Below are 20,421 nucleotides of genomic sequence, written 5' to 3'. Positions count from 1 at the left end.
CCGCTCACCCGGTGGGTCGTCCGGCCGGGTGCCCGCCGTCCGGCGCAGCGGTCAGTCCGTCACATCGATCTCGACCCGGTTCGTCTCCACTCCGGCGGCGGTCACGACCTGCACCTCCACCACTCCCGGCTCGACCTCCACCGGGACCGGCACGGTCAGGACGCCGTCCGTCGGGTTGGCGAAGCCGCCGGCGACCGGGATCAGCGGCACATGCACATGGACCCGGCCGATCCGGACGACCATGCGGGCCAGCCGGTCCGGTGTCCCGGCGCCGGGCGGTACGAAGCCCGCACCGCGGATCTCGATGTCGTCGCCGGTGCGGACCGGCGCGTCCAGGTCCCCGGCCTCGCGGGCCCGGACCACCGAGAGGATCACCGGGCGCCCGCCCTCCGCGTACTTCCCGGCGAAGTAGGCGAACGCCGAGACGGTGACCAGCAGCGCCAGGCCCCAGGGCAGGTCGGGCAGTTGCTCGGGCCGGCGGGCGAGGCGGACCGCGGCGAACAGTACGGCGACCGTGCTCACCAGGACGTACTGCACATCCGTGAAGCTGCCCCGCCCGGAGTCGTCGGTGAGCAGATCGGCGGCGCGCGGCCGGTCGGCCCGCAGCTTCTGCAGGCGTCCGGACAGGGCCCGTACGGTCACCACCCGGCGTACGACGACGGCGACGGCGCACACCAGCGCGAGCACGGTCACCACGCCGGCGCCCCGGGCCAGGTCCAGCCCCTCGATGAGTGCGTCGCGCTCGGCGTGCCCGGAGGCGCCCGCCAGTTGGAGCGCCAGCACGAGCACGGAGAAGACCGCGAGCAGCACCCAGGAGACGGCGACCGCCCGGGAGGTGGAGAGCCGGTTGTCCTCGCCGATCAGCGGGGCGAGGAGGCCGCCGCGGGCACGGTGGAGATGGGCGGCGCCGGTCAGCAGGCCCGCGGTGACGAGTCCGGCGACCAGCCCCGCCGTACGGGCGTTGGTCCAGCCCGCGCCGATGGCGGTGGCGGACTCGCCGATGACCAGCAGGGCGACGCCGCCCCACACCGCGATCAGGGTGCGCAGCCACACCCGGTACAGCCAGGCGTCGCCCGCCTCCCGGCCTCGTTCGGCGACGGCCCTGGCGGACTGGGTCAGCTCGTCCGAGACCCACTGGCGGGTCGCCGAGGCGGAGTGCGCGACGCCGGGCGGCAGCCCCTGGCCGGCGGCGAGTTCGTCCCGCTTGGCCAGGAACGCGGCCACCGCGCGCCGGTGGCCCTCGCGCGCTCCGTGCGGGCAGTCGCCGCACGTGCAGCCGCCGCCGTGCGCGCTGCTCGCCCTCGCCTCGTCCAACACCACTGAGAACGCCGCCCCTTCAAGCCCAGACGCAGCCAACTCTGCTGCTATTGCAGCGAATTGTGCCGTACGGCCGGGCCGGGGGCCGCATCGGGGCGGCCCTCGGCGCGTATCGTCAGAATGTGCGACTGATCCGGCGCCACAGGGGCTGGTAGTTGATCCACGCCACCAGGTCGCTGCCCAGCTGGTCATGGGTGGCGACCGCGTCGCGGTGCTCGATCAGGACCGGCTTCCCGGCGGCCCGCGCGGCCAGCTGCACCTGGCAGGAGCGCTCCAGCGCGATGAACCACCAGGCGGCCGCGTCCACCGAGTCGCCGACGGTCAGCAGCCCGTGGTTGCGCAGCACGATCGCCTTGTGCCCGCCGAGCGCGGTGGCGATCCTGCGCCCCTCGTCCTCGTCCACGACGACTCCGGTGTACGCGTCGTACAGGACATGGTCTTCGTAAAAGGCGCAGGAGTCCTGGGTGATCGGTTCGATGAGCTCGCCCAGCGCGGACAGGGCCCGCCCGTGTACGGAGTGGGTGTGCGCGACGGCGACGACGTCCGGGCGGGCCCGGTGCACCTGCGCGTGGACGGCGAACGCCGCCTGATTGACGTGGTGGCGCCCCTCGACGACCTGCCCCTCGCCGTTGACCAGGATCAGCTCGTCCGGCGTGAGCCCGTCGAACGGGGCCCCGAAGGGGTTGACCCAGAAACAGTCGGTGAACCCGGGGTCCCGTGCGGTGATGTGCCCGGAGACGCCGTCCTCGTACCCGTACTCCCCGAACAGCCGGAGCGCCCCGGCCAGCCGTTCCTTCCGGTGGGCGCGCTCGTCGGCCACGGATTCATGGACGGGCGGCATCGCGAAGTGGAGCTGGTCCACGGGCACGGGCGCGGGGGCGGGCATGGGCTCGGACATGGCGGCTCCTCGGGGCTCCCAGGGCGTACGGGACCGGAAGTTACCGCCGGTTGCCGCAAGTGGCCAGGGATACCACGGGGAGGAATGCCCGTTCGCTTCCTCTACCGCCTCCGCTGATTGATCTCCGTGAGGTCGATTTCCAGGGGAAAGGGAACGTCCAGCTTCAGCTTGTTGTGGTGGATGCCTGTCGGCGTGTAGGCCTTCAGCGCGGGGTCGAGCTCGTAGACGTACACGATGGGCAGGCCGTCCCCGCCCGCCTCCACCCTCCAGAAGTGCACGATCCCGGCAGCCGCGTACTTCCGGGGCTTGACCTCCCTGTCCCTGTCCGCGGACTCTTCCGAGACGACTTCCACCGCCAGGATGACGTCCTCCGGCCTGAGCGAGGTCTGCTTGGGGCCCGTATCCGCCCCCCGCGGAACCACCAGCACGCCCGGCTCCGGCCGGTTCCGGCTGTCCAGCCTGACGCTGAATTCACGAAAGACATCGAGATCGTCCGGCACCTGTTCAAGGAGAGACGTCTCCAGCAGACGCATGGTCCGCATGTGGAACCTGGTCTGCGGACTCATGAAGACGAGACTCCCATCGATCAGCTCAGTGCGCCGCGGCAGGTTCGGAAGCCGGTCGAGATCATCTGCGGTCCAGCCCTGGGGAGGGGGGACGGGGTAGTTGTACTTCTCGTCCAACTCGTACTCGGGTGCGGCGCTCATGATTGCTCCCATGGGGCAGAGTCTCGTCTCCTCAGCCAACGTACCCAGCTCATACGACGATGCCGCCGCCCAAACGAATGAGCGACGGCATCGGCATTGACCTTGCGGGAGGGGTCACTCCCACTCGATGGTGCCCGGCGGCTTGCTCGTCACGTCGAGCACGACGCGGTTGACGTCGGCGACCTCGTTGGTGATGCGGGTCGAGATCCGGGCGAGCGTCTCGTAGGGCAGGCGCGACCAGTCGGCCGTCATGGCGTCCTCGGAGGAGACCGGGCGCAGGACGATCGGGTGGCCGTAGGTGCGGCCGTCGCCCTGGACACCGACCGAGCGGACGTCGGCGAGCAGGACCACCGGGCACTGCCAGATGTCGCGGTCCAGGCCGGCCGCGGTCAGCTCCTCGCGGGCGATCGCGTCGGCCTCGCGGAGCAGGTCGAGCCGCTCCTTGGTGACCTCTCCGACGATCCGGATGCCGAGGCCGGGGCCGGGGAACGGCTGGCGCTGGACGATCTCCTCCGGCAGGCCGAGCTCCTGGCCGACCATCCGGACCTCGTCCTTGAACAGCTGGCGCAGCGGCTCGACGAGCTGGAACTCGATGTCCTCGGGGAGGCCGCCCACGTTGTGGTGGGACTTGATGTTGGCGGTGCCGGTGCCGCCGCCGGACTCGACGACGTCCGGGTAGAGGGTGCCCTGGACGAGGAAGGCGACTTCCTCGCCGTCGGCGGCGCCCTCGGCGACGATCTCGGCCTGGGCCTGCTCGAAGACGCGGATGAACTCGCGGCCGATGATCTTCCGCTTCTGCTCGGGGTCGGAGACCCCGGCCAGCGCGGTCAGGAAGCGCTCCTCGGCGTCGACGACCTTCAGCTGGACTCCGGTGGAGGCCACGAAGTCCTTCTCGACCTGCTCGCTCTCGCCCTGGCGCATCAGACCGTGGTCCACGTACACGCAGGTCAGCTGGGAGCCGATGGCCTTCTGCACGAGGGCCGCGGCGACCGCGGAGTCCACGCCGCCGGACAGGCCGCAGATGGCGCGCTTGGTGCCGACCTGCTCGCGGATCAGTGCGATCTGCTCCTCGACCACATTGGTCGTGGTCCAGGTCGGCTCGATGCCGGCGCCGCGGTAGAGGAAGTGCTCCAGGACCTGCTGGCCGTGCGTGGAGTGCAGGACCTCGGGGTGGTACTGGACGCCGTAGAGCTTCTTCTCGTCGTTCTCGAAGGCGGCGACCGGCACGACGTCGGTGGACGCGGTGACGGTGAAGCCCTCGGGGGCGGCGGAGCAGGCGTCGCCGTGCGACATCCAGACCGACTGCTCGGCGGGCGTGCCCTCGAAGAGCGTGGAGCCGGTCTTGGAGACGGTGAGGGGGGTACGGCCGTACTCACGGGCACCGTTGTCGTCGACGGTGCCGCCGAGCGTGGTGGCCATCAGCTGGAAGCCGTAGCACATGCCGAAGACCGGGACCCCGGCCTCGAAGAGCGCACGGTCGAGGGAGGGCGCGCCCTCCGCGTACACCGAGGAGGGGCCGCCGGACAGGATGATCGCCCGGGGGTTCTTGGCCAGCATCTCGGCCACCGGCATGGTGGACGGAACGATCTCGCTGTAGACCCGGGCCTCACGGACGCGTCGGGCGATGAGCTGGGCGTACTGCGCGCCGAAGTCGACGACGAGAACCACGTCTGTGGTGGCGTCGGGGGCGGCGAGGGGTGCTGCTGGCACGGGCGGCCTTCCGGCGGTGAAGGGGGGGTCTGTTTTGTCGATTCTACCGGGGTTGCGGAGTCGGCCGTCGTCCCGCCCGTACAGGGGTACGGGGGCGGACCGCGTCCGGGCCGGCCCGGAACCGGCGTCTCAGCATCCGGGCCCCGTGTTGGTCCGTCCCCGGCGCCGGGGCCATACTGGGTTCCATGCGTCAGCACACGACCTTCGTCTTTACCTATGGCATCCGGCCCGCCGGCTGCCATGGTCGTGCTGCTTGATCCACTGACAAGCAACGTTCCAGGCGCCCCGGGCCGAAAGGCCCGGGGCGTCTTGGCGTTCACGGACCGGCCGGCCTCGGGGACCGCACCCCACGAGGAGTCACCACCATGACCAGCACCGTCCCCGCGAAGAGCACCGCCGCGAAGACCACCGCCGAGAAGACCGGTGCGCGCACCGAGGAGGCCGCCGTGCTCATCGACGACGCGCGGGCCCGCATCGACACGCTCGACGACCGGATCATCGGGCTCGTCCAGGAGCGGATGGCCGTCTCGGCGGTCATCCAGGAGGCCCGGATCACCTCCGGCGGCCGCCGGATCAGCCTCTCGCGCGAGATGGAGATCCTCGCCTCGTACCGGGACGCGCTCGGCAGGCCCGGCACCTCGCTCGCCATGACGCTGCTGGAGCTGTGCCGCGGCCGGGCCTGACACCCGGCGGGCCGCGGGTACCCCGGCGTATCCCAGTTCGGGCCCACTCTCACCCGTACGGCGCGTGACCGGGGCCCGCGCGGCTTCGTTGGTCCCGGTGTCCGTGCCAGCCAGGGGCGGCTCTGGAAGGAAACCACGCGTGGCTCCGCTGGAGCGTGTGGCGTACCGCAGGTACGCCGTGGGACCGCGCCCCAGCGTGCGTGACCGGTCGGCAGGGGACAGCAGACCGGTCACCCCAGGAAACGGCCGGCTCCGGGGACGCCCGGAGCCGGCCGCGTCCGGCCTCCCAGGGCCCCCACCGGCCGCTTCCCGGCCCGGGGGCCCTTTCCCTCGGCCCCTTTCCCTCGGGCGCTTCCCCTCGGACCCGGGCGTGAGCGGCGTCACATAAAGGTTCTGTGAGTAACCGGACAACCTTTGCGGCGGACCGCTGGTCAACCATGCGGAACCACCGGCCCCGCTCATGCCCCCTCATGACGGGCCCGTACCGCCCCCGTACCGCCGCTCGCGGTACGCCGGACTCCTGAGGTCACCATGAAGCTTCGCCGCGCCCTGGCGCTCGCCGCCGCCACGGCGGTCATCGCCCCCGCCGCGGTCCTGGCCGCCCCCGCCGCGCTCGCCGTGGCGACGGACGGGACCACGGCCGCCGCGGAGGCCACCGGCTCGCCTTCGCCGAGCGGCTCCGGGACCCCGGCGGCCGAGCCGGACGCGTCCGCCTCCACGCCCGCCGAGGAGTCCTCCGAAGACCCCGGCGAGCCCGGTCCCGGCGAGGAGTCCGAGTCCGCCGGCAGCACCGGCCCGGCCCCGGACGAAGCCGTCGGCGCGACCCCGACGGACTCGGCGAGCGCCTCGTCGTCCGCGTCCGCCACCCCGTCGGAGTCCGAGGACCCGGCGGAGCCCGCGGAGTGCGCCAAGTCCGACCTGGACATCTCCATCAACGGCCTGCCCGGCCGGATCGCCCGGGGCAGCGGCTGGCACACGTTCAAGATGAACGTCTACAACTCCTCGAAGTCCACCGTGAAGAAGATCGACTACTTCGCGGGCGCCTCCTCCGACGAGGAGGGCAACGACCTCTTCCGCTCGAAGCAGGTCAGCCTCCAGGCACTCGACCCGGAGACCGACAAGTGGGTGGAGCTCAGCGAGGACGGCCGCGCGGTCGGTTACGTCGGCCGGTCCGACGAGATGCCCGCGGGGTACGAGGTCGACATCCCGCTGCGCATCAATGTGAAGCCGACCGCCCCCGTCGGCGCCGGCTTCACGCTCGGTGCCGGTCTGTACGTGGGCGACAAGGACTGCACGGGCGTCAGCGACATCGCTTACAAGTTCAAGATCGTGGAGTCGGGCGGGAGCGGTTCGACGCCGCAGACCGGTGGCAGTGCCCCGGTCCCGTCCACGAAGCCGGCCGACAACCCGACGGGCAAGGTCTCCGGCAGCCTCGCGGAGACCGGTTCGTCCTCCGCACTGCCGGTGTTCGCCACCGCGGGCGGGGCGGCCGTGGTACTCGGCGCGGGCGCGATGTTCATCGTGCGGCGCCGCAGGAACGGTGATGCCGGCGTGTGACGCGCCGGTTCACCGTGAGCATGGAGGGGCTGCACTCGGAGGGGGGTGCAGCCCCTTTCTGCTGCCCTTGCGACCGGTCCTTACGGCTTCTTCTTCGGCGGGACGGCCGGCAGCCCGAGGAACGGCAGTCTCAGCGCGCCGAAGGCGTCCTCCGGCACGGCCGGTGACCGCGGCTCGACGGCGGACAGCCGCTCGTACGCCTCGCCCTGCGCCGGACGCGGGTCCGCCTCGCCCTTGTTGGGCCAGAAGGACATGGCCCGCTCGGCCTGTGCGGTGATGGTGAGCGACGGGTTGACGCCGAGGTTCGCGGAGACCGCCGAGCCGTCGACCACCGAGATGCCGGGGTGTCCGTGGAGCCGGTGGTACGGGTCGATCGCCCCGTCGTCGGAGGTGGCGCCGATGGGGCAGCCGCCGAGGAAGTGCGCGGTGAGCGGGGTGCCCATGAGCTCGCCCACGTTCGACCCCGCGAAGCCGTTGATCTCCTCGGCGAGCAGCGTGGCGCTGCGCGTCGCCGCCTCGATCTGGGTCGGGTTGGGCGCGCCGTGCCCCTGCCGGGCGGTGAGCAGGCCCTTCCCCACGCCGCCCGGCTTGCGGTACGTCGTCAGGGAGTTGTCGAGCGACTGCATGACGAGCCCGATGATGGTCCGTTCCGACCAGCGGCGGTTGGAGAGCGACCGGGCCGCGAGCGTGGGGTGCTTGACCAGTTCGAGCAGCCACCTGCGCACCCGGTGCGCGCCGTACGGCACCTGGAGGACGGTCAGCGCGCCCATGGAGTTGGATCCCTTGCCGTAGCGGACCGGCTCGATGTGCGTGTTCTCGTCCGGGTGGATCGAGGAGGTGATGGCGACGCCGCGGGTGAAGTCGGCCCGCGCGGCCCCGTGCTTCTTCCGGTAGCGCCGGTCGCTGGTCTGCGAGCCGACCAGGCCCTCGGAGTTGGTGCGGGTCAGCTCGCCGAGCCGGGACGATATCCGGGGCAGCAGGCCGGTGTCCTTCATCCGGTGCAGCAGCGTCTGGGTGCCGTACGTGCCCGCGGCCACGACGACCTCGCGGGCGGTGAACGTACGGCCCTTCCCCTTCTTCCGGTTGTCGGTGGGAAGGGTCTTGACCGCGTAGCCGCCCCTGGAGTTCTCGGTGACCGCGACGACCGAGGTCATCGGGTGGACGACCGCGCCCGCCTTCTGAGCGAGGTGGAGGTAGTTCTCGTTGAGGGTGTTCTTCGCTCCGTGCCGACAGCCGGTCATGCATTCGCCGCACTCGGTGCAGGCCTTGCGGGAGGGCCCCGCCCCGCCGAAGAACGGGTCGGCGACCTCGCCGCCCGGCCGGGCCTTCGCCGTACCGTCGCCGTCCTCGCCGTCCCCGAAGAAGACGCCCACCGGCGCCATGTGGAAGGTGTCGCCGATGCCCATGGCCTGCGCGGTCGCCTTCAGGTGGACGTCCGACGGGGTCATGGTCGGGTTGAGCCGGACCCCCAGCATCCGCTTGGCCTGGTCGTAGTACGGGCCCAGCTCCTCGCGCCAGTCGGTGATGTCCTTCCACTGCGGGTCGTCGAAGAACGGCGCGAGCGGCTCGTACAGGGTGTTGGCGTAGTTCAGCGAACCGCCGCCGACGCCCGCGCCCGCCAGCACCATGACGTTGCCCAGCAGATGGATGCGCTGGATGCCGTACAGACCGAGCGCCGGGGCCCACAGGAAGTTCTTCAGGTCCCAGGAGTTCCTGGGCAGTTCGGACCGGGTGAAGCGGCGGCCCGCCTCCAGCACCCCGACGCGGTACCCCTTCTCGGTCAGCCGCAGGGCCGACACCGCACCGCCGAAGCCCGAACCGACGACGAGCACGTCGTAGTCGTAGGCGTCGTCGTCGGTGTTCTCCGGCGCGACGGGCCGATTCTGGGCAGGGCTGTCCTGGGACATGGCTCTCCTCGGTGCGGAACGGACGGAGGGTGCTGCGGTGCCACCGGTGTCAGCGCAGGCGGAACGCCTTCATCGCCTTGAGGCTGGCGCTCATGAACGCCGCGTACTTCTCGTCGTCCATACCGAAGGACGGGGCGAGCGGGATCAGCCGCTGCTGGGCGACGGTCTGCGCCTCGGTGTACTTGAGGATGCCCTCGGAGCCGTGCCGGCGGCCGAGGCCGGAGTCCTTCATGCCGCCCATCGGGGACTGCACACTGCCGTACGCGGGGGCGTACCCCTCGTTGATGTTGACGGTGCCGGTCCGCAGCAGGGCGGCGACCCGGTGGCCGCGCCGGGAGTCCTTGGTCCAGACGCTGGAGTTCAGGCCGTACGGGGTGGCGTTGGCGAGGGCGACGACCTCGTCCTCGTCGGTGAAGCGGTAGATGGAGACGACCGGTCCGAAGGTCTCCTCGTTGCAGACGGCCATCGGGGCCTCGACGCCGTCGAGGATGGTCGGCTCGTAGAACAGCGGGCCGATGTCGGGCCGGGCGACCCCGCCCGCGACGAGCCGGGCACCCTTCTCGACGGCCTCGGCGACATGCCGGGTGACGGTCTCCAGCTGGCGCTCGCCGACCAGGGAGCCCATGTCGGCTCCGTAGGCGAGGGAGTTGCCGAGCCGCATGGCCTTCGTGCGGGCGGCGAAGCGGGCCACGAAGTCGTCGGCGACCGACTCGTGGACGTACAGCCGCTCGATGGAGATGCAGAGCTGACCCGCGGAGGAGAAGCAGGCTCGGACGGCGCCCGCGGCGGCCTTCTCCACGTCGGCGTCCTTCAGGACCAGCATGGCGTTCTTGCCGCCGAGCTCCAGCGAGACGCCGACGAGCCGGGCCGCCGCACCCTGCGCGACCTCGCGGCCGGTGCGGGTGGAGCCGGTGAACGAGACGTAGTCGGCGTGCTTGACGACCTCGGGGCCCACGACGGGTCCCTCGCCGAGCACGACCTGGAAGACCTCGGCGGGCAGTCCGGCCTCGATCAGCAGGTCACGGGCCCACAGCGCGGTCAGCGCGGTCTCCGTGTCGGGCTTCATCACGACGGCGTTGCCGGAGACGAACGCGGGCAGCGCGTCGCCGACGGACAGCTCGAACGGGTAGTTCCACGGGGCGATCTGTCCGATGACGCCACGCGGCTGGCGCAGCTCGGTGACCTTGGTCAGGGTCGGCACGACTCCGGTGTGCCGCTTCGGCTTCAGGTACGAGCCGGCCTTGCGCCCGTAGTGGCGGGCCGCGACGGCGACGGCCTGCACCTCCTCGTGGGCGTGCAGCCGGGCCTTGCCGGTCTCCAGCTGGATGAGGTCGAGGACCTCGGCCTGGCGGTCGAGGACGAGGTCGTGGAAGCGGAGCAGCACGGCGGCCCTGGCGCGGACGGGGGTCGCGGCCCAGGCGGGCTGGGCGGCCCGGGCCCGCTCGAAGGCGCCCGCCACGTCCTCGGGGGTGGACTCCGGCAGGTCGGCCAGCTTCTCCCCGGTGAAGGGGGTGTGGTTGGCCGTACGGCCCGATCCGGCCACGCCCCGGGTCAGCCGGGCGACCACATCGGGGGTCACCACATCGGCGGCGGTGCGCACCCCTGCGGGGGCGACGGCCACCGGATTGGTGCCGAGCGGGGCTGCGGAGGTGGACGTGGAGGCCTGCGAGTCCGTCATGAGGGCGAGAGTACGTCCAGCCGCACGCTTTGGGTACCCGTGAGTAACGGGTTTTCACACTCCCCACAAACGAGCCAGCGATCACTGGCAACAAAGCCCCTGATCAGGAGCCCTGTGCTCGCGGAACGGTCCGGCGGACCTCAGCCGGAGCTGCCGGGCGCCCGCCATCCGCGCAGGATCGTGTCGAACTGCGCCCGGGTCGTGTCCCAGTCCTCCGCCGGGCCCGTCATGTACAGCGCGTACTCGGGACCGCCCTCCTCGCCGAAGTACATCTGGTCGATGGCGTGGCGCGGGCCCGGATGGTCCTTGGTCTCGGTCCAGGTGAACTCCCAGAGCGAACCCGGCCGGTCCCGGTACGTGTTGGAGTGCAGGGTCTTGCGCTCGTAGCCGGGCAGCCGTTTGGCGAGCTGGGGCTCCAGGCTCGTCACCATGTGCATGTACGGGTTGTCGAAGTCGGGCGACGGGTCGATGCTGATCCGGATGTAGTGCACACCGTTGTCCGGGGTGTAGTCGATCTGGTTGCCGTCCGCCCGGCGCTCCCAGCCCTCGGGCACGGTCAGGCTGAAGCCCTCGGGGTCGTTCACCCGCTTCCAGCCGTCGGGCACGTCCTTCACCCGCGCATCGGGCTTGGCCGAGGACGGGGCCTTGGTGTCGGGCTTCCCGGTGTCACGCTTCCCGGGGTCGACGGGCGCGTGCGTGCCCGTGCCGTCGCGTCCGGTGGTGTCCCGCGTCCAGTCGCCGTACTTCATCGCGGCGAGTCCCGCGCCGCCGCCGACCAGCGCCGCGGCCGCGATGACCAGGACCGCCGTGCGCCAGCGGCTGCGCCGGACCGTCGGGGCCGGTGCCGGTGCCGGTGCGGGGGTCGCCTGGTGGGGCAGTTGAGTGGTTGCGGGCGCGGAGGGACCGTCCGGGCCCAGCGAGCGCAGGACCTCGTCGGGAACCCTCTGCGTCGGCACGTACGCCTGGGCGGCCACGGGGGCACGGCCCTCCATGGCGTCCAGCAGCATCCGCTCCGTCTCCGCGGCCGACGGACGCTCGTCCGGCTCCTTGCGCAGCAGCGCGGTGATCACGGAGGCCAGCGGGCCGGCCTGCGCGGGCGGCGGGGGTTCGTCGGCGACGACGGCCTGCATGGTGGAGATCGGGGACGTGCGGCGGAACGGCGAACGTCCCTCGACCGCGGTGTAGAGCGTGGCGCCGAGCGACCACAGGTCGGACGCCGGGCCCGGGTCGCTGCCACGTACCCGCTCGGGCGCCAGGTAGTCGATGGAGCCGACCAGTTCGCCGGTCCTGGTGATGGTCGAGTCGCCCTCGATGGCGGCGATCCCGAAGTCGGTGAGCAGCACCTGGCCGTCCTTGGCGAGAAGCACGTTGCCGGGCTTCACGTCGCGGTGCAGGACCCCCGCCCCGTGCGCGGCGCGCAGGGCGCTCAGCACATGGAGGCCGATCCTGGCGGCCTCGCGCGGCTCGATCTCGCCGGACTCCTTGGCGGCATCCGCGAGGGACGGGCCGTCGACGTACTGCATGACGATCCAGGGCCGGTTGTCGTACTCGATCACATCGTGCACGGTGACCACGCCCGGGTGCGTGATCCGGGCGGCCGCGCGGGCCTCCTTCTGCGTGCGGGCGTGCAGCACGATCCGGTCGGCCTCCGCGACGTACAGACCGGCGGTCAACTCCTTCACGGCGACGGTGCGGTGCAGCACCTCGTCGTGGGCGCGCCAGACCTTGCCCATGCCGCCGCGCCCGAGGACCTCGCCCAGCCGGTACCTTCCGGCCAGCAACAGTCCCGTGTCCGTGTTCTGTGATCGATCCACGTGTCCCCGCCCCGTTCCTCGGGTGCCAGATTACGGAGCGGACGCACGACCACGGAACCTCGCACCGCCCACGAGACCGCACTGTGATGCTTGTCGCTTCCCACCGGCCGGGTGATGCACGGAGAGAGTTCAGTGCGTCACGCGGTAGGAGGAGATGGCTTGTTCGTAGATGTCCGAAACCTTTTCGCGCCGGTTCTCCGGGCCGATGACCTGGATGATGTGGTACCGGCCGCCCACGGCCATCACGAGGTTGCGGGCGTACACCTCGCGTCCCGACGCGTCCTGCCAGGTGAACTGGCCCTCCGCCATGGCCTGTCGCCCGACGTCGATCCGGCGCAGCCCGCTCGACCCCGACCAGGTGGAGTCGCGGAACTGCTGCAACTCCAGCTCCTTGTCGGCCTGGTACGCCAGCGGGTCGTCGCCGCCCGCCTTGACGGTGTCGCGGCCCGGGACGATCAGCAGGCTGAAGCCGTCGCGGCCGTAGCGGATCTGACGGTCCGCGTTGGCGGGGCTGCGCTGCCAGCCCTTGGGCACGCCGACCTCGAAGCCCTCCGCGTCCTTGCGCAGGGTGTAGCCGGGGGCGAGCGCGACGGCGGAGCGGCTGGTCTGCGGCTGCTGCGCACCGGGTGACGGCGAGGCCCCGGAGTCGCCGGTGCCGGGCTCCGGCGAACCGGACGTCGACGATGCCGGGCCCGTGGAGCCCTTGCCCGGCTCGGTGCCCGCCTTGGGCATGAACATCACGGCGTACGTGATGGCCGCGACGAGGGCCAGCAGGATCAGCGCCAGGAGCAGCCGCCCGAGCCGCCGCGGCGCCCGCCGCTCGCCGTCCTGGGGGCGGGGCGGGGTGCGCAGTGCCTTGGGGCCCTTGGGCTCGCGCAGCGGCCGCGGGGGCTGGGGAGGGTAGGGGGTCCGGGCGGCCTTCTCCGGCCCGGGGCCGTCCTGCCGGTCGGCTCCCCTGGTGTGGCGGTGGCGGCCGTGCGCCGCGTTCCTGCCGCGCCGTCTGCGGACCAGCTCGCCCCGGCGACGCACGACGGGAAGCCGGGCGCTGTCGGCGGACGGCAGGGGCACGACGTCCAGCCCGGCCTCGGGCTCGGGCGCCGAACGCACCAGGGAGCGCAGCCAGCCGCTCAGCTCCTCGAAGTCCGGGCGCTCGGTGGGGTCCTGACGCAACAGGGACTCGACGACGGGGCGCAGCGGGCCGCACTCCTCGGCGAAGGCGGGCGGCTCCCCGCACACCATCTGGACGAGCTCGGCCGCGTTCTCCTCGGGGTAGGGGGCGTGGCCCTGGACGGCGCGGTAGAGCAGCGCGCCCAGTGCCCAGAGGTCGGTGGCGGGTCCGATCGGCGGGGCCAGCCGCCAGTTCTCGTGGACAGGGCCGGCCTGCTCGGGCGCCCAGCGCTCGGTGACCGCGCCGACCACGGCGATCCGGGCCTGCCGGGCGCGCTCGGCGGCGAGGGGCGTGGCGGGGCCCCGGTAGGCGGAGCCGGTACGGCCGCTCCCGGCGGCCTCGTCCCAGCGGTCCGGCTGCCGCTGCCCGCCGGGGAGGTGCGCGGGCAGGGCCGGGGTGTCGTCGCGGCGCCGGACGTCCGAGCCTCCGGCGGGGACGGGGCGCCCGGACATGGGGCCGTCGCTCCAGGAACCGGTGAGATGCAGCCGCCGCGCGGGCGGCCGGCCGTCCTCGTCGCCGTCGTCGTCCCAGTCGTCGTGGGAGACCTCGTCGTGGGATGTCTCGGCGTGGGATGCCTCGGCGTACGGGTCGTGGGCGTGCGGGCCCTTCGTGTACGCGTCGTCGCTGTACGGGTCGTCGGTGTACGGGCCCTTCGTGTACGCGTCGTCGCTGTACGGGTCGTCGGTGTACGCGTCGTCGCTGTACCGGTCGTCGGTGGCGTGGCTCCGGGGGGCGGCCGGTCCGGTTCCCTCCGGCCGTGCGGAACGCTGGACCGGCAGGCTGCCGGTGTCCTCCGCCCCGGCCGCCCCGGTGCGGTGCCGGTCCTCGGTGACGCGTGCGGCGGCGCGGGCGCCCTCGCGGTAGGCGGCGATGGCCCCGGCGCGTGCCGCCCGCAGGTGCGCGGCGTCCGTCGTCCCGCCGCGGGGGCCGTCGGGGCGGTCGCCGTCGTCGTGCGGGTCCTCGCCGTACGGTTCCTCGCCGTGCGCATCGTCCGTGTACGGGCCCGCGCCGGGCAGATCCTCACCGCGCGGATCGGTGTCGTCATCGTCGTGGGGGCCGCCGGTCGCCCGGCCCGCCTCTATCGCCGCCGGGCCGCGTGAGACCGGTACCCCGGCCGGAGGGGCGGGCACGGCCGGCATGGGCGGTATGGCCGGCGGGGGCGGTGCGTACGTCCCGGCCGGGCCCTCGGCGATCGCCGGGCGGCGGAAGCCGTCCTCGTCGTCGTGCCCGTATCCGCTCTCGTGCCCGTATCCGTCCTCGTCCTCGTCGGGCTGCGGTGTCGGTACGTAGCCGCAGAGCGCCTCCTCCGCCGCACCGGCCGCCAGGCCGGTCAGCACGACGCGGCCGTCGTCACAGATCAGCACCGTGCGGACGGTGATGTTCCGGTGGGTCCAGCCGTGGGCGTGCAGCACCCGCAGCGCGGTCAGCACGTCGGAACCGATCTCGGCGGCCCGGAAGGGGTTGAGCGGCCGCTCCGTGAGCAGGGCGGCGAGCGGGCGGGCCGGGACGAGTTCGCTCACGATCCAGAGCGAGCCCTCCTCGGCGAACACGTCGAAGACCTGGGCGAGCCTGGGGTGGTCGGGCACCTGGGCCGCCGCCTGCGCGGCCTCCACGGCGCGCCGGACCGCCGGGTCCGCGGGCGCGCGCACGGCCCGGCCGGTGGCTCGGCGGGCCATCGGCGCCGGACCGTCGGCGTCGAGCACCTCGGCGTCCACCACCTCGGGCAACGGCACCTGACGGACCAGGACTTCCTGCCCGCTGTATGTGTCGAACGCCCGGGTCTCGACCGCTTCGTACTCATCGTGCGAAGGCAGCGGAAGGCGGTAGCGGTCGGCAAGCACCCGACCCGCGTAGTCGTCCACGACGCCTCCCCAGAGCGCGCTTTCCCCCGGCCGCGAAGACCGCGTCGATCCATCAATTGCGGTCACTTACCGTGCAATTGACCCACCGTTCTGGCTGCGTACGGTCTTCAGGCTCTCACGATACGTGGCAAGTGACGGCCACGCGGCCGGGTCGTCGCATCCCGGCCCTTTTCCCCCTGGGTCAGTCGGTGGGCTTGAAGGTGTCGAACGCGGTCCTGCGCAGCGCCCGGCACTCCGCGTCGTCCCACTCGTCCGCCTTGCAGCTGATCATGATCGCGTAGCCGTGGGTGGCGTCGACCTTGAAGCCCCGGTTGAGCACCCGGACCCGCTGGCCGTGCTGGGTGCGCTCGAACTGCCAGTCGGCGACGGTCGGGTAGCTGTTGTACTGGACCTTCTTGATGTTGAGATGGCGGTAGCCGTTGCTGCTGGCGGCGACGCCGGGCTTCGCGGCGTTCCAGGCCGCGGCCGCGTCGCCACCGGGCGAATCGGTGTAGTCGACCTGGACACGGGGGAAGCCGCCGCTGACGTTGTAGATGCCACCTGAGTTGCTGCCCGCCGTCGTATCGAACCGGAAGTCCTCGGGCATGGCCATCGTGAAGTGGAACTTCTTGTTCGTGACCTTCTTGAATCCGGCGGGCAGCGCGTCACCCGGCTTGCCGCCCTTGTCGCCGTCCTTTCCGTTGCCCTTGCCCTTGTCCTCGCCCTCGCCCTGCCCCTGGCTCTGGCTCTGGTCGCCGCTCTGGTCCTGGCCCTTGCCCTGGTCCTTGCCGCTGCCACTGTCGGTCTCCGTGGAGCCGCCGGTCGACGCCGAGGGCCCGGCCGAGGTGGACTTGTCGCCCTTGCCGCCCTTGTCGCCCGCGTTGTTCGTGTCGTCGCCGCCGACCGTGAGCGCGAGAATCGTACCGATCACGGCGAGCACGATCACCGCCGCGATGATCGCCAGGGTGCGGCGCGGGACCACGTCCGTGATGGACGCCCGGGGCGGGGTGACCGGTGACGTCGCCGGGCGCTGCGGCGGTACGACGGTGGAGGCCGTGGCCGCGGCGGCCGCGGGCCGGGCCGGCTTCGCGGGGGTGCCCGCGCCACCGGCCGAGGGGGAGCCGGAGGGCTTGGGCGGCACGGTGGCCGAGGCCGCGGCGGCCGGTGTCCCCTTCGCGTTGCGTACCGAGCGCAGTGCGCCCCGCAGCCGGTCCCGCGTGCCCTCGCCCTGTTCCGTGGCCTTCGACGCCGCCTTGGCGCGGGGTTCGGCCGGCGACTCGGGCAGCGTCATGACCTGGGTGGCCTCGGCGGGCGGGGGCACCACCGGGTCCGGCTTCTCGGGGGCGTGGATCACGCCGTCGAGCAGGGCGCGGGCGCCCGCGTCGTCGAGCCGCTGCTCTGGGTCCTTGGCGAGCAGGCCGTAGATGACCTCCTCCAGCGGACCGGCGTTCTTCGGTGGGTCGAGCGGCTCGGTCATCACCGCGGTCAGGGTGGCGATGGCCGAGCCCTTGTCGTACGGCGGGGAGCCCTCGACGCTCGCGTACAGCAGTCCGCCGAGCGACCAGAGGTCGGCGGGCGGACCCGGCTTGTGGCCGCGGGCGCGCTCGGGAGAGATGTACGAGGGGGCGCCGACGAGCATGCCCGTGGAGGTGACGGACGGGTCGCCCTCGACCTGGGCGATGCCGAAGTCGGTCAGCACGACCCGGCCGTCCTCGGCGATCAGCACGTTGGACGGCTTCACATCGCGGTGCAGGATGCCCTCGCGGTGCGCCGAGCGCAGCACGTCGAGGATGGCGAGGCCGACCTCGGCGGCACGCCTCGGCGTCAGCACACCGTCCTCGCGCACGGCTTCGGCGAGGGACTTGCCCTCGATGAGCTCCATCACGATCCACGGCCGGTCGTCCTCGTCGACCACGTCGTAGACCGTCACCGCGCCGTTGTTGCGGATCCTGGCGATCGCCTTCGCCTCACGCAGCGTGCGTGTGATGAGCCGTCGCTTCTCGTCGTCGTCGATGGCCGAGGGGAACCGCAGTTCCTTGACCGCGACCGTGCGGCCCAGCGTCTCGTCGACGGCACGCCAGACCGTGCCCATACCGCCCCGGCCGAGCACCTCCCCGAGCCGGTAGCGCCCCGCAAGGAGACGTCCGTCCTTGTCCCGTTGGGGCTCCCGTGCCTGCTCCGCCTCCGACATGCGTCCCCTCTGCGATCAACCCGCCCTGGCAGAGCGTTCATTGTCCCTCACCCCGGCACCGGCCATGGTGCCGGGTCCACACGGCCGCCATGATGTGCCCGGAGGAAGGGAATCCCTGCCATGCCGATACTCAGGGCGCTGTTCGCCGCCCCGTTGGTGCTGGCGCTGTTCGGGCTCGGAACAGTGCCCCTGCCCAGCGAACCACACCTCACCCCCGCAGCCGCCCATCTCCCCCGGCTCGTCGCCGACGGCGGTGCTCCCACGGCGGCGCTGCTGGCCCGCCGCACCTCCTCCGCACCGTACGACACCTACCGCTCGACGGGGACCGGCATCCGACGGGCGGACCACTTCCGGGCGGGCAGCATCACCAAGACCTTCGTCGCCACGGTCGTCCTCCAGCTCGTCCGGGAACGGAAGCTGCGCCTGTCGGACACGGTCCAGCGACTGCTGCCCGGGCTGGTGCGCGGCAACGGCAACGACGGCCGCCGCATCACCCTGCGCGCCCTGCTCAGCCACACCAGCGGCCTCTACGACTACACCGCCGACCTCTCGGCCCACCCCCTCTCCGCCACCGCGGCGGTCCACGTGGCCCTGGCCCACCGTCCGACGGTCGCCCCCGGCCACTACGCCTACTCCAACACCAATTACGCCGTACTCGGACTCGTCGTCCGACGGGTCACCGGACACGGCTACGCCACCGAGATCCGCGACCGCATCCTCACCCCCCTCCGTCTCACCGGCACCTCCCTTCCCGGTGCCCGTACCACGCTGCCCTCCCCGCACGGCCGCGGCTACACCCGCGACCCGGCCGACGGCCGCCTGCGCGACGTCACCGCGCTCGACCCGCGCACGGCAGGCGCGGCCGGCGAGCTGATCTCCACCCTCGACGATCTGAACCGCTTCTACGCGGCCCTGCTGGGCGGCCGTCTCCTCGCGCCCGCCCAGCTGAAGGTCCTGCTGAACACCCGGGCCACGCACGGCGTCTACGGCGCGGGCATCTATCCGCAGAAGCTCTCCTGCGGCGTCACCGTCTGGGGTCACAACGGCCACATCGCGGGCGGTTACGTCCGCACCGCCGCCACGCGCGACGGTGGCCACACCATGACCTTCCGCGTCGACACGGACACCCTGGCCGACTCGGAAGCCCTCGAAGCGGCGCTGCTGGACGCGGAGTTCTGCGACCGGCCGCAGAACTCCCGGAGTTCCTAGATCGGCACGATGTCCGGAGCGCCGAGCCGCGCCGCGTCGGCCGTGAGGTCGTCCGGCTGCCGCTGCGACTCCCGCTCCGCCTGCACCCGCTTCTCGTAGTGCTCGACCTCCCGGTCGATCTGCCCCTCGTCCCAGCCCAGCACCGGCGCCATCAGTTCCGCGCAGAGCCGGGCGCTGCGCGTGCCCCGGTCGAAGGTCTCTATGGAGATCCGGGTCCGGCGGGTCAGTACGTCGTCGAGGTGGCGGGCCCCCTCGTGCGAGGCGGCGTAGACGATCTCGGCCTTCAGGTAGTCGTCGGCCGAGGGCAGCGGCTCCCCCAGCACCGGATCGGCGACGATCAGTTCGAGGAGCTGCTCGGTCATCGAGCCGTACCGGTTGAGCAGGTGCTCCACCCGGGCGACATGGAGGCCGGTGCGGGCCGCGATCCTCGCCCTGGCGTTCCACATCGCCGGGTATCCCTCCGCCCCCAGCAGCGGGATCTCCTCGGTGACGCAGGCCGCCACCCGCTGGTCCAGACCGTGCACCGCCTCGTCCACGGCGTCCTTCGCCATTACCCGGTACGTCGTGTACTTGCCGCCCGCCACGACCACGAGTCCCGGCAGGGGATGCGCCACCGTGTGCTCGCGCGAGAGCTTGCTGGTGGCGTCGGACTCGCCGGCCAGCAGCGGCCGCAGCCCGGCGTAGACACCCTGGACGTCGTCCCTGCTCAGTGGCGTGGCCAGGACCGAGTTGACATGTTCGAGCAGGTAGTCGATGTCGGCGCTGGACGCCGCAGGGTGCGCCTTGTCCAGGTCCCAGTCGGTGTCGGTCGTCCCGATGATCCAGTGCCGCCCCCACGGGATGACGAAGAGGACGGACTTCTCGGTCCGCAGGATCAGGCCGGTAGAGGAGTGGATGCGGTCCTTGGGGACCACCAGGTGGATGCCCTTGGACGCCCGGACGTGGAACTGTCCGCGCTCCCCGATCAGCGCCTGGGTGTCGTCCGTCCAGACCCCGGTCGCGTTGACCACCTGCTTGGCCCTGACCTCGTACTCCCCGCCCGCCTCGACGTCCTCCACCCGGACGCCGACGACCCGCTCGCCCTCCCTGAGGAAACCGGTCACCCGCACACGGTTGGCCACATGCGCGCCGTAACCGGCGGCGGTGCGCACCAGGGTCGCCACATAGCGGGCGTCGTCCATCTGCGCGTCGTAGTACTGCAATGCCCCGACCAGGGCGTCCTTCCGCAGCGCCGGGGCGACCCTCAGGGCGTGGCGGCGGGAGAGATGCCGGTGCACGGGCAGGCCGCGGCCATGGCCCGATGACACCGACATCGCGTCGTAGAGCGCCACTCCGGAACCGGCGTAGAGCCGCTCCCAGCCCTTGTGCTGCAACGGGTAGAGGAACGGCACCGGCTTCACCAGATGCGGGGCCAGCCGCTCCAGGAGCAGCCCGCGCTCCTTCAGCGCCTCCCTGACGAGCGCGAAGTCGAGCATCTCCAGGTAGCGCAGCCCGCCGTGGATGAGCTTGCTCGACCTGCTCGATGTGCCCGACGCCCAGTCGCGGGCCTCGACCAGGCCGGTCGAGAGTCCTCTCGTCGCCGCGTCCAGCGCCGTACCGGCGCCGACCACGCCCGCTCCCACGACCAGCACGTCCAGTTCGCGCTCGGCCATCGCGGCCAGCGCCTCGGCGCGTTCCGCAGGTCCCAGTGTCGCTGTCCTCACTGCTGCCTCCCGGGTCGATCGGGGTGGTCCGGCACGGC

Annotated in this window: 13 protein-coding genes; 3 read left to right on the top strand and 10 right to left on the bottom strand. The window is 72.2% G+C overall.

Going from position 1 to position 20,421, the window contains the following annotated elements:
- Nucleotides 1-51 precede the first annotated feature (51 nt).
- From AB0D53_RS06435 to guaA, 4 genes are all read right to left on the bottom strand, one after another.
- Nucleotides 52-1,320, bottom strand: coding sequence for a hypothetical protein (locus AB0D53_RS06435; protein ID WP_362440863.1), 1,269 nt, complete (start codon nt 1,318-1,320; stop codon nt 52-54).
- Nucleotides 1,321-1,432: 112 nt separating this feature from the next.
- Entirely contained in the window at nt 1,433-2,215 is a 783-nt protein-coding gene (locus AB0D53_RS06430; RefSeq protein WP_362440860.1) for a class II aldolase/adducin family protein, read from the bottom strand.
- A gap of 101 nt (nt 2,216-2,316) precedes the next feature.
- The gene (locus AB0D53_RS06425) at nt 2,317-2,922 is read right to left on the bottom strand and encodes a Uma2 family endonuclease (RefSeq protein ID WP_362440857.1); all 606 of its coding nucleotides are present in this window, start codon (nt 2,920-2,922) and stop codon (nt 2,317-2,319) included.
- Between the two features lie 114 nt (nt 2,923-3,036).
- Nucleotides 3,037-4,632, bottom strand: a complete 1,596-nt coding sequence (gene guaA / locus AB0D53_RS06420; RefSeq protein WP_362440854.1) for a glutamine-hydrolyzing GMP synthase — start codon at nt 4,630-4,632, stop codon at nt 3,037-3,039.
- 365 nt (nt 4,633-4,997) lie between these two features.
- On the opposite strand from guaA, the gene AB0D53_RS06415 reads away from it, so the two are divergent.
- Entirely contained in the window at nt 4,998-5,315 is a 318-nt protein-coding gene (locus tag AB0D53_RS06415; RefSeq protein WP_362440851.1) for a chorismate mutase, read from the top strand.
- Nucleotides 5,316-5,846: 531 nt separating this feature from the next.
- The gene (locus AB0D53_RS06410; RefSeq protein ID WP_362440848.1) at nt 5,847-6,872 is read left to right on the top strand and encodes an LAETG motif-containing sortase-dependent surface protein; all 1,026 of its coding nucleotides are present in this window, start codon (nt 5,847-5,849) and stop codon (nt 6,870-6,872) included.
- 80 nt (nt 6,873-6,952) lie between these two features.
- On the opposite strand, the gene AB0D53_RS06405 is transcribed toward AB0D53_RS06410, so the two are convergent.
- The 5 genes from AB0D53_RS06405 to AB0D53_RS06385 all read right to left on the bottom strand — a co-directional run bounded on the left by AB0D53_RS06405 (nt 6,953) and on the right by AB0D53_RS06385 (nt 17,471).
- Nucleotides 6,953-8,779, bottom strand: coding sequence for a GMC family oxidoreductase (locus AB0D53_RS06405; RefSeq protein ID WP_362440845.1), 1,827 nt, complete (start codon nt 8,777-8,779; stop codon nt 6,953-6,955).
- Nucleotides 8,780-8,828: 49 nt separating this feature from the next.
- A complete protein-coding gene (locus AB0D53_RS06400; protein WP_362440842.1) occupies nt 8,829-10,457 on the bottom strand; it encodes a succinic semialdehyde dehydrogenase in 1,629 nt (542 codons plus the stop codon).
- 140 nt (nt 10,458-10,597) lie between these two features.
- The gene (locus AB0D53_RS06395) at nt 10,598-12,271 is read right to left on the bottom strand and encodes a serine/threonine-protein kinase (RefSeq protein ID WP_362440839.1); all 1,674 of its coding nucleotides are present in this window, start codon (nt 12,269-12,271) and stop codon (nt 10,598-10,600) included.
- 129 nt (nt 12,272-12,400) lie between these two features.
- The gene (locus AB0D53_RS06390; RefSeq protein ID WP_362440836.1) at nt 12,401-15,301 is read right to left on the bottom strand and encodes a protein kinase; all 2,901 of its coding nucleotides are present in this window, start codon (nt 15,299-15,301) and stop codon (nt 12,401-12,403) included.
- A 181-nt stretch (nt 15,302-15,482) separates the two neighbouring features.
- On the bottom strand, nt 15,483-17,471 hold the full coding sequence (locus AB0D53_RS06385) for a protein kinase (protein WP_362440833.1): 1,989 nt from the start codon (nt 17,469-17,471) through the stop codon (nt 15,483-15,485).
- A 120-nt stretch (nt 17,472-17,591) separates the two neighbouring features.
- Between AB0D53_RS06385 and AB0D53_RS06380 the strand changes: the two genes are divergently transcribed.
- Nucleotides 17,592-18,680, top strand: coding sequence for a serine hydrolase domain-containing protein (locus tag AB0D53_RS06380; protein ID WP_362440830.1), 1,089 nt, complete (start codon nt 17,592-17,594; stop codon nt 18,678-18,680).
- Here the strand turns inward: AB0D53_RS06380 and AB0D53_RS06375 are convergent.
- A complete protein-coding gene (locus AB0D53_RS06375) occupies nt 18,677-20,383 on the bottom strand; it encodes a glycerol-3-phosphate dehydrogenase/oxidase (protein WP_362440827.1) in 1,707 nt (568 codons plus the stop codon). The genes AB0D53_RS06380 and AB0D53_RS06375 overlap by 4 nt on opposite strands.
- Nucleotides 20,384-20,421: the final 38 nt, after the last annotated feature.

Source organism: Streptomyces sp. NPDC048295 (assembly GCF_040652135.1).
In the GTDB taxonomy this organism is placed as follows: Bacteria; Actinomycetota; Actinomycetes; order Streptomycetales; family Streptomycetaceae; genus Streptomyces.
Note: the sequence above shows the minus strand (reverse complement) of the source record. Positions and strands in the feature narration are given on the sequence as shown.

Excerpts from the sequence above, each read along its gene's own strand:
- AB0D53_RS06430 (WP_362440860.1), bottom strand. The coding sequence starts at position 2,215 with ATGTCCGAGCCCATGCCCGCCCCCGCGCCCGTGCCCGTGGACCAGCTC.
- AB0D53_RS06425 (WP_362440857.1), bottom strand. The coding sequence starts at position 2,922 with ATGAGCGCCGCACCCGAGTACGAGTTGGACGAGAAGTACAACTACCCC.
- AB0D53_RS06415 (WP_362440851.1), top strand. The coding sequence starts at position 4,998 with ATGACCAGCACCGTCCCCGCGAAGAGCACCGCCGCGAAGACCACCGCC.
- AB0D53_RS06410 (WP_362440848.1), top strand. The coding sequence starts at position 5,847 with ATGAAGCTTCGCCGCGCCCTGGCGCTCGCCGCCGCCACGGCGGTCATC.
- AB0D53_RS06405 (WP_362440845.1), bottom strand. The coding sequence starts at position 8,779 with ATGTCCCAGGACAGCCCTGCCCAGAATCGGCCCGTCGCGCCGGAGAAC.
- AB0D53_RS06400 (WP_362440842.1), bottom strand. The coding sequence starts at position 10,457 with ATGACGGACTCGCAGGCCTCCACGTCCACCTCCGCAGCCCCGCTCGGC.
- AB0D53_RS06385 (WP_362440833.1), bottom strand. The coding sequence starts at position 17,471 with ATGTCGGAGGCGGAGCAGGCACGGGAGCCCCAACGGGACAAGGACGGA.
- AB0D53_RS06380 (WP_362440830.1), top strand. The coding sequence starts at position 17,592 with ATGCCGATACTCAGGGCGCTGTTCGCCGCCCCGTTGGTGCTGGCGCTG.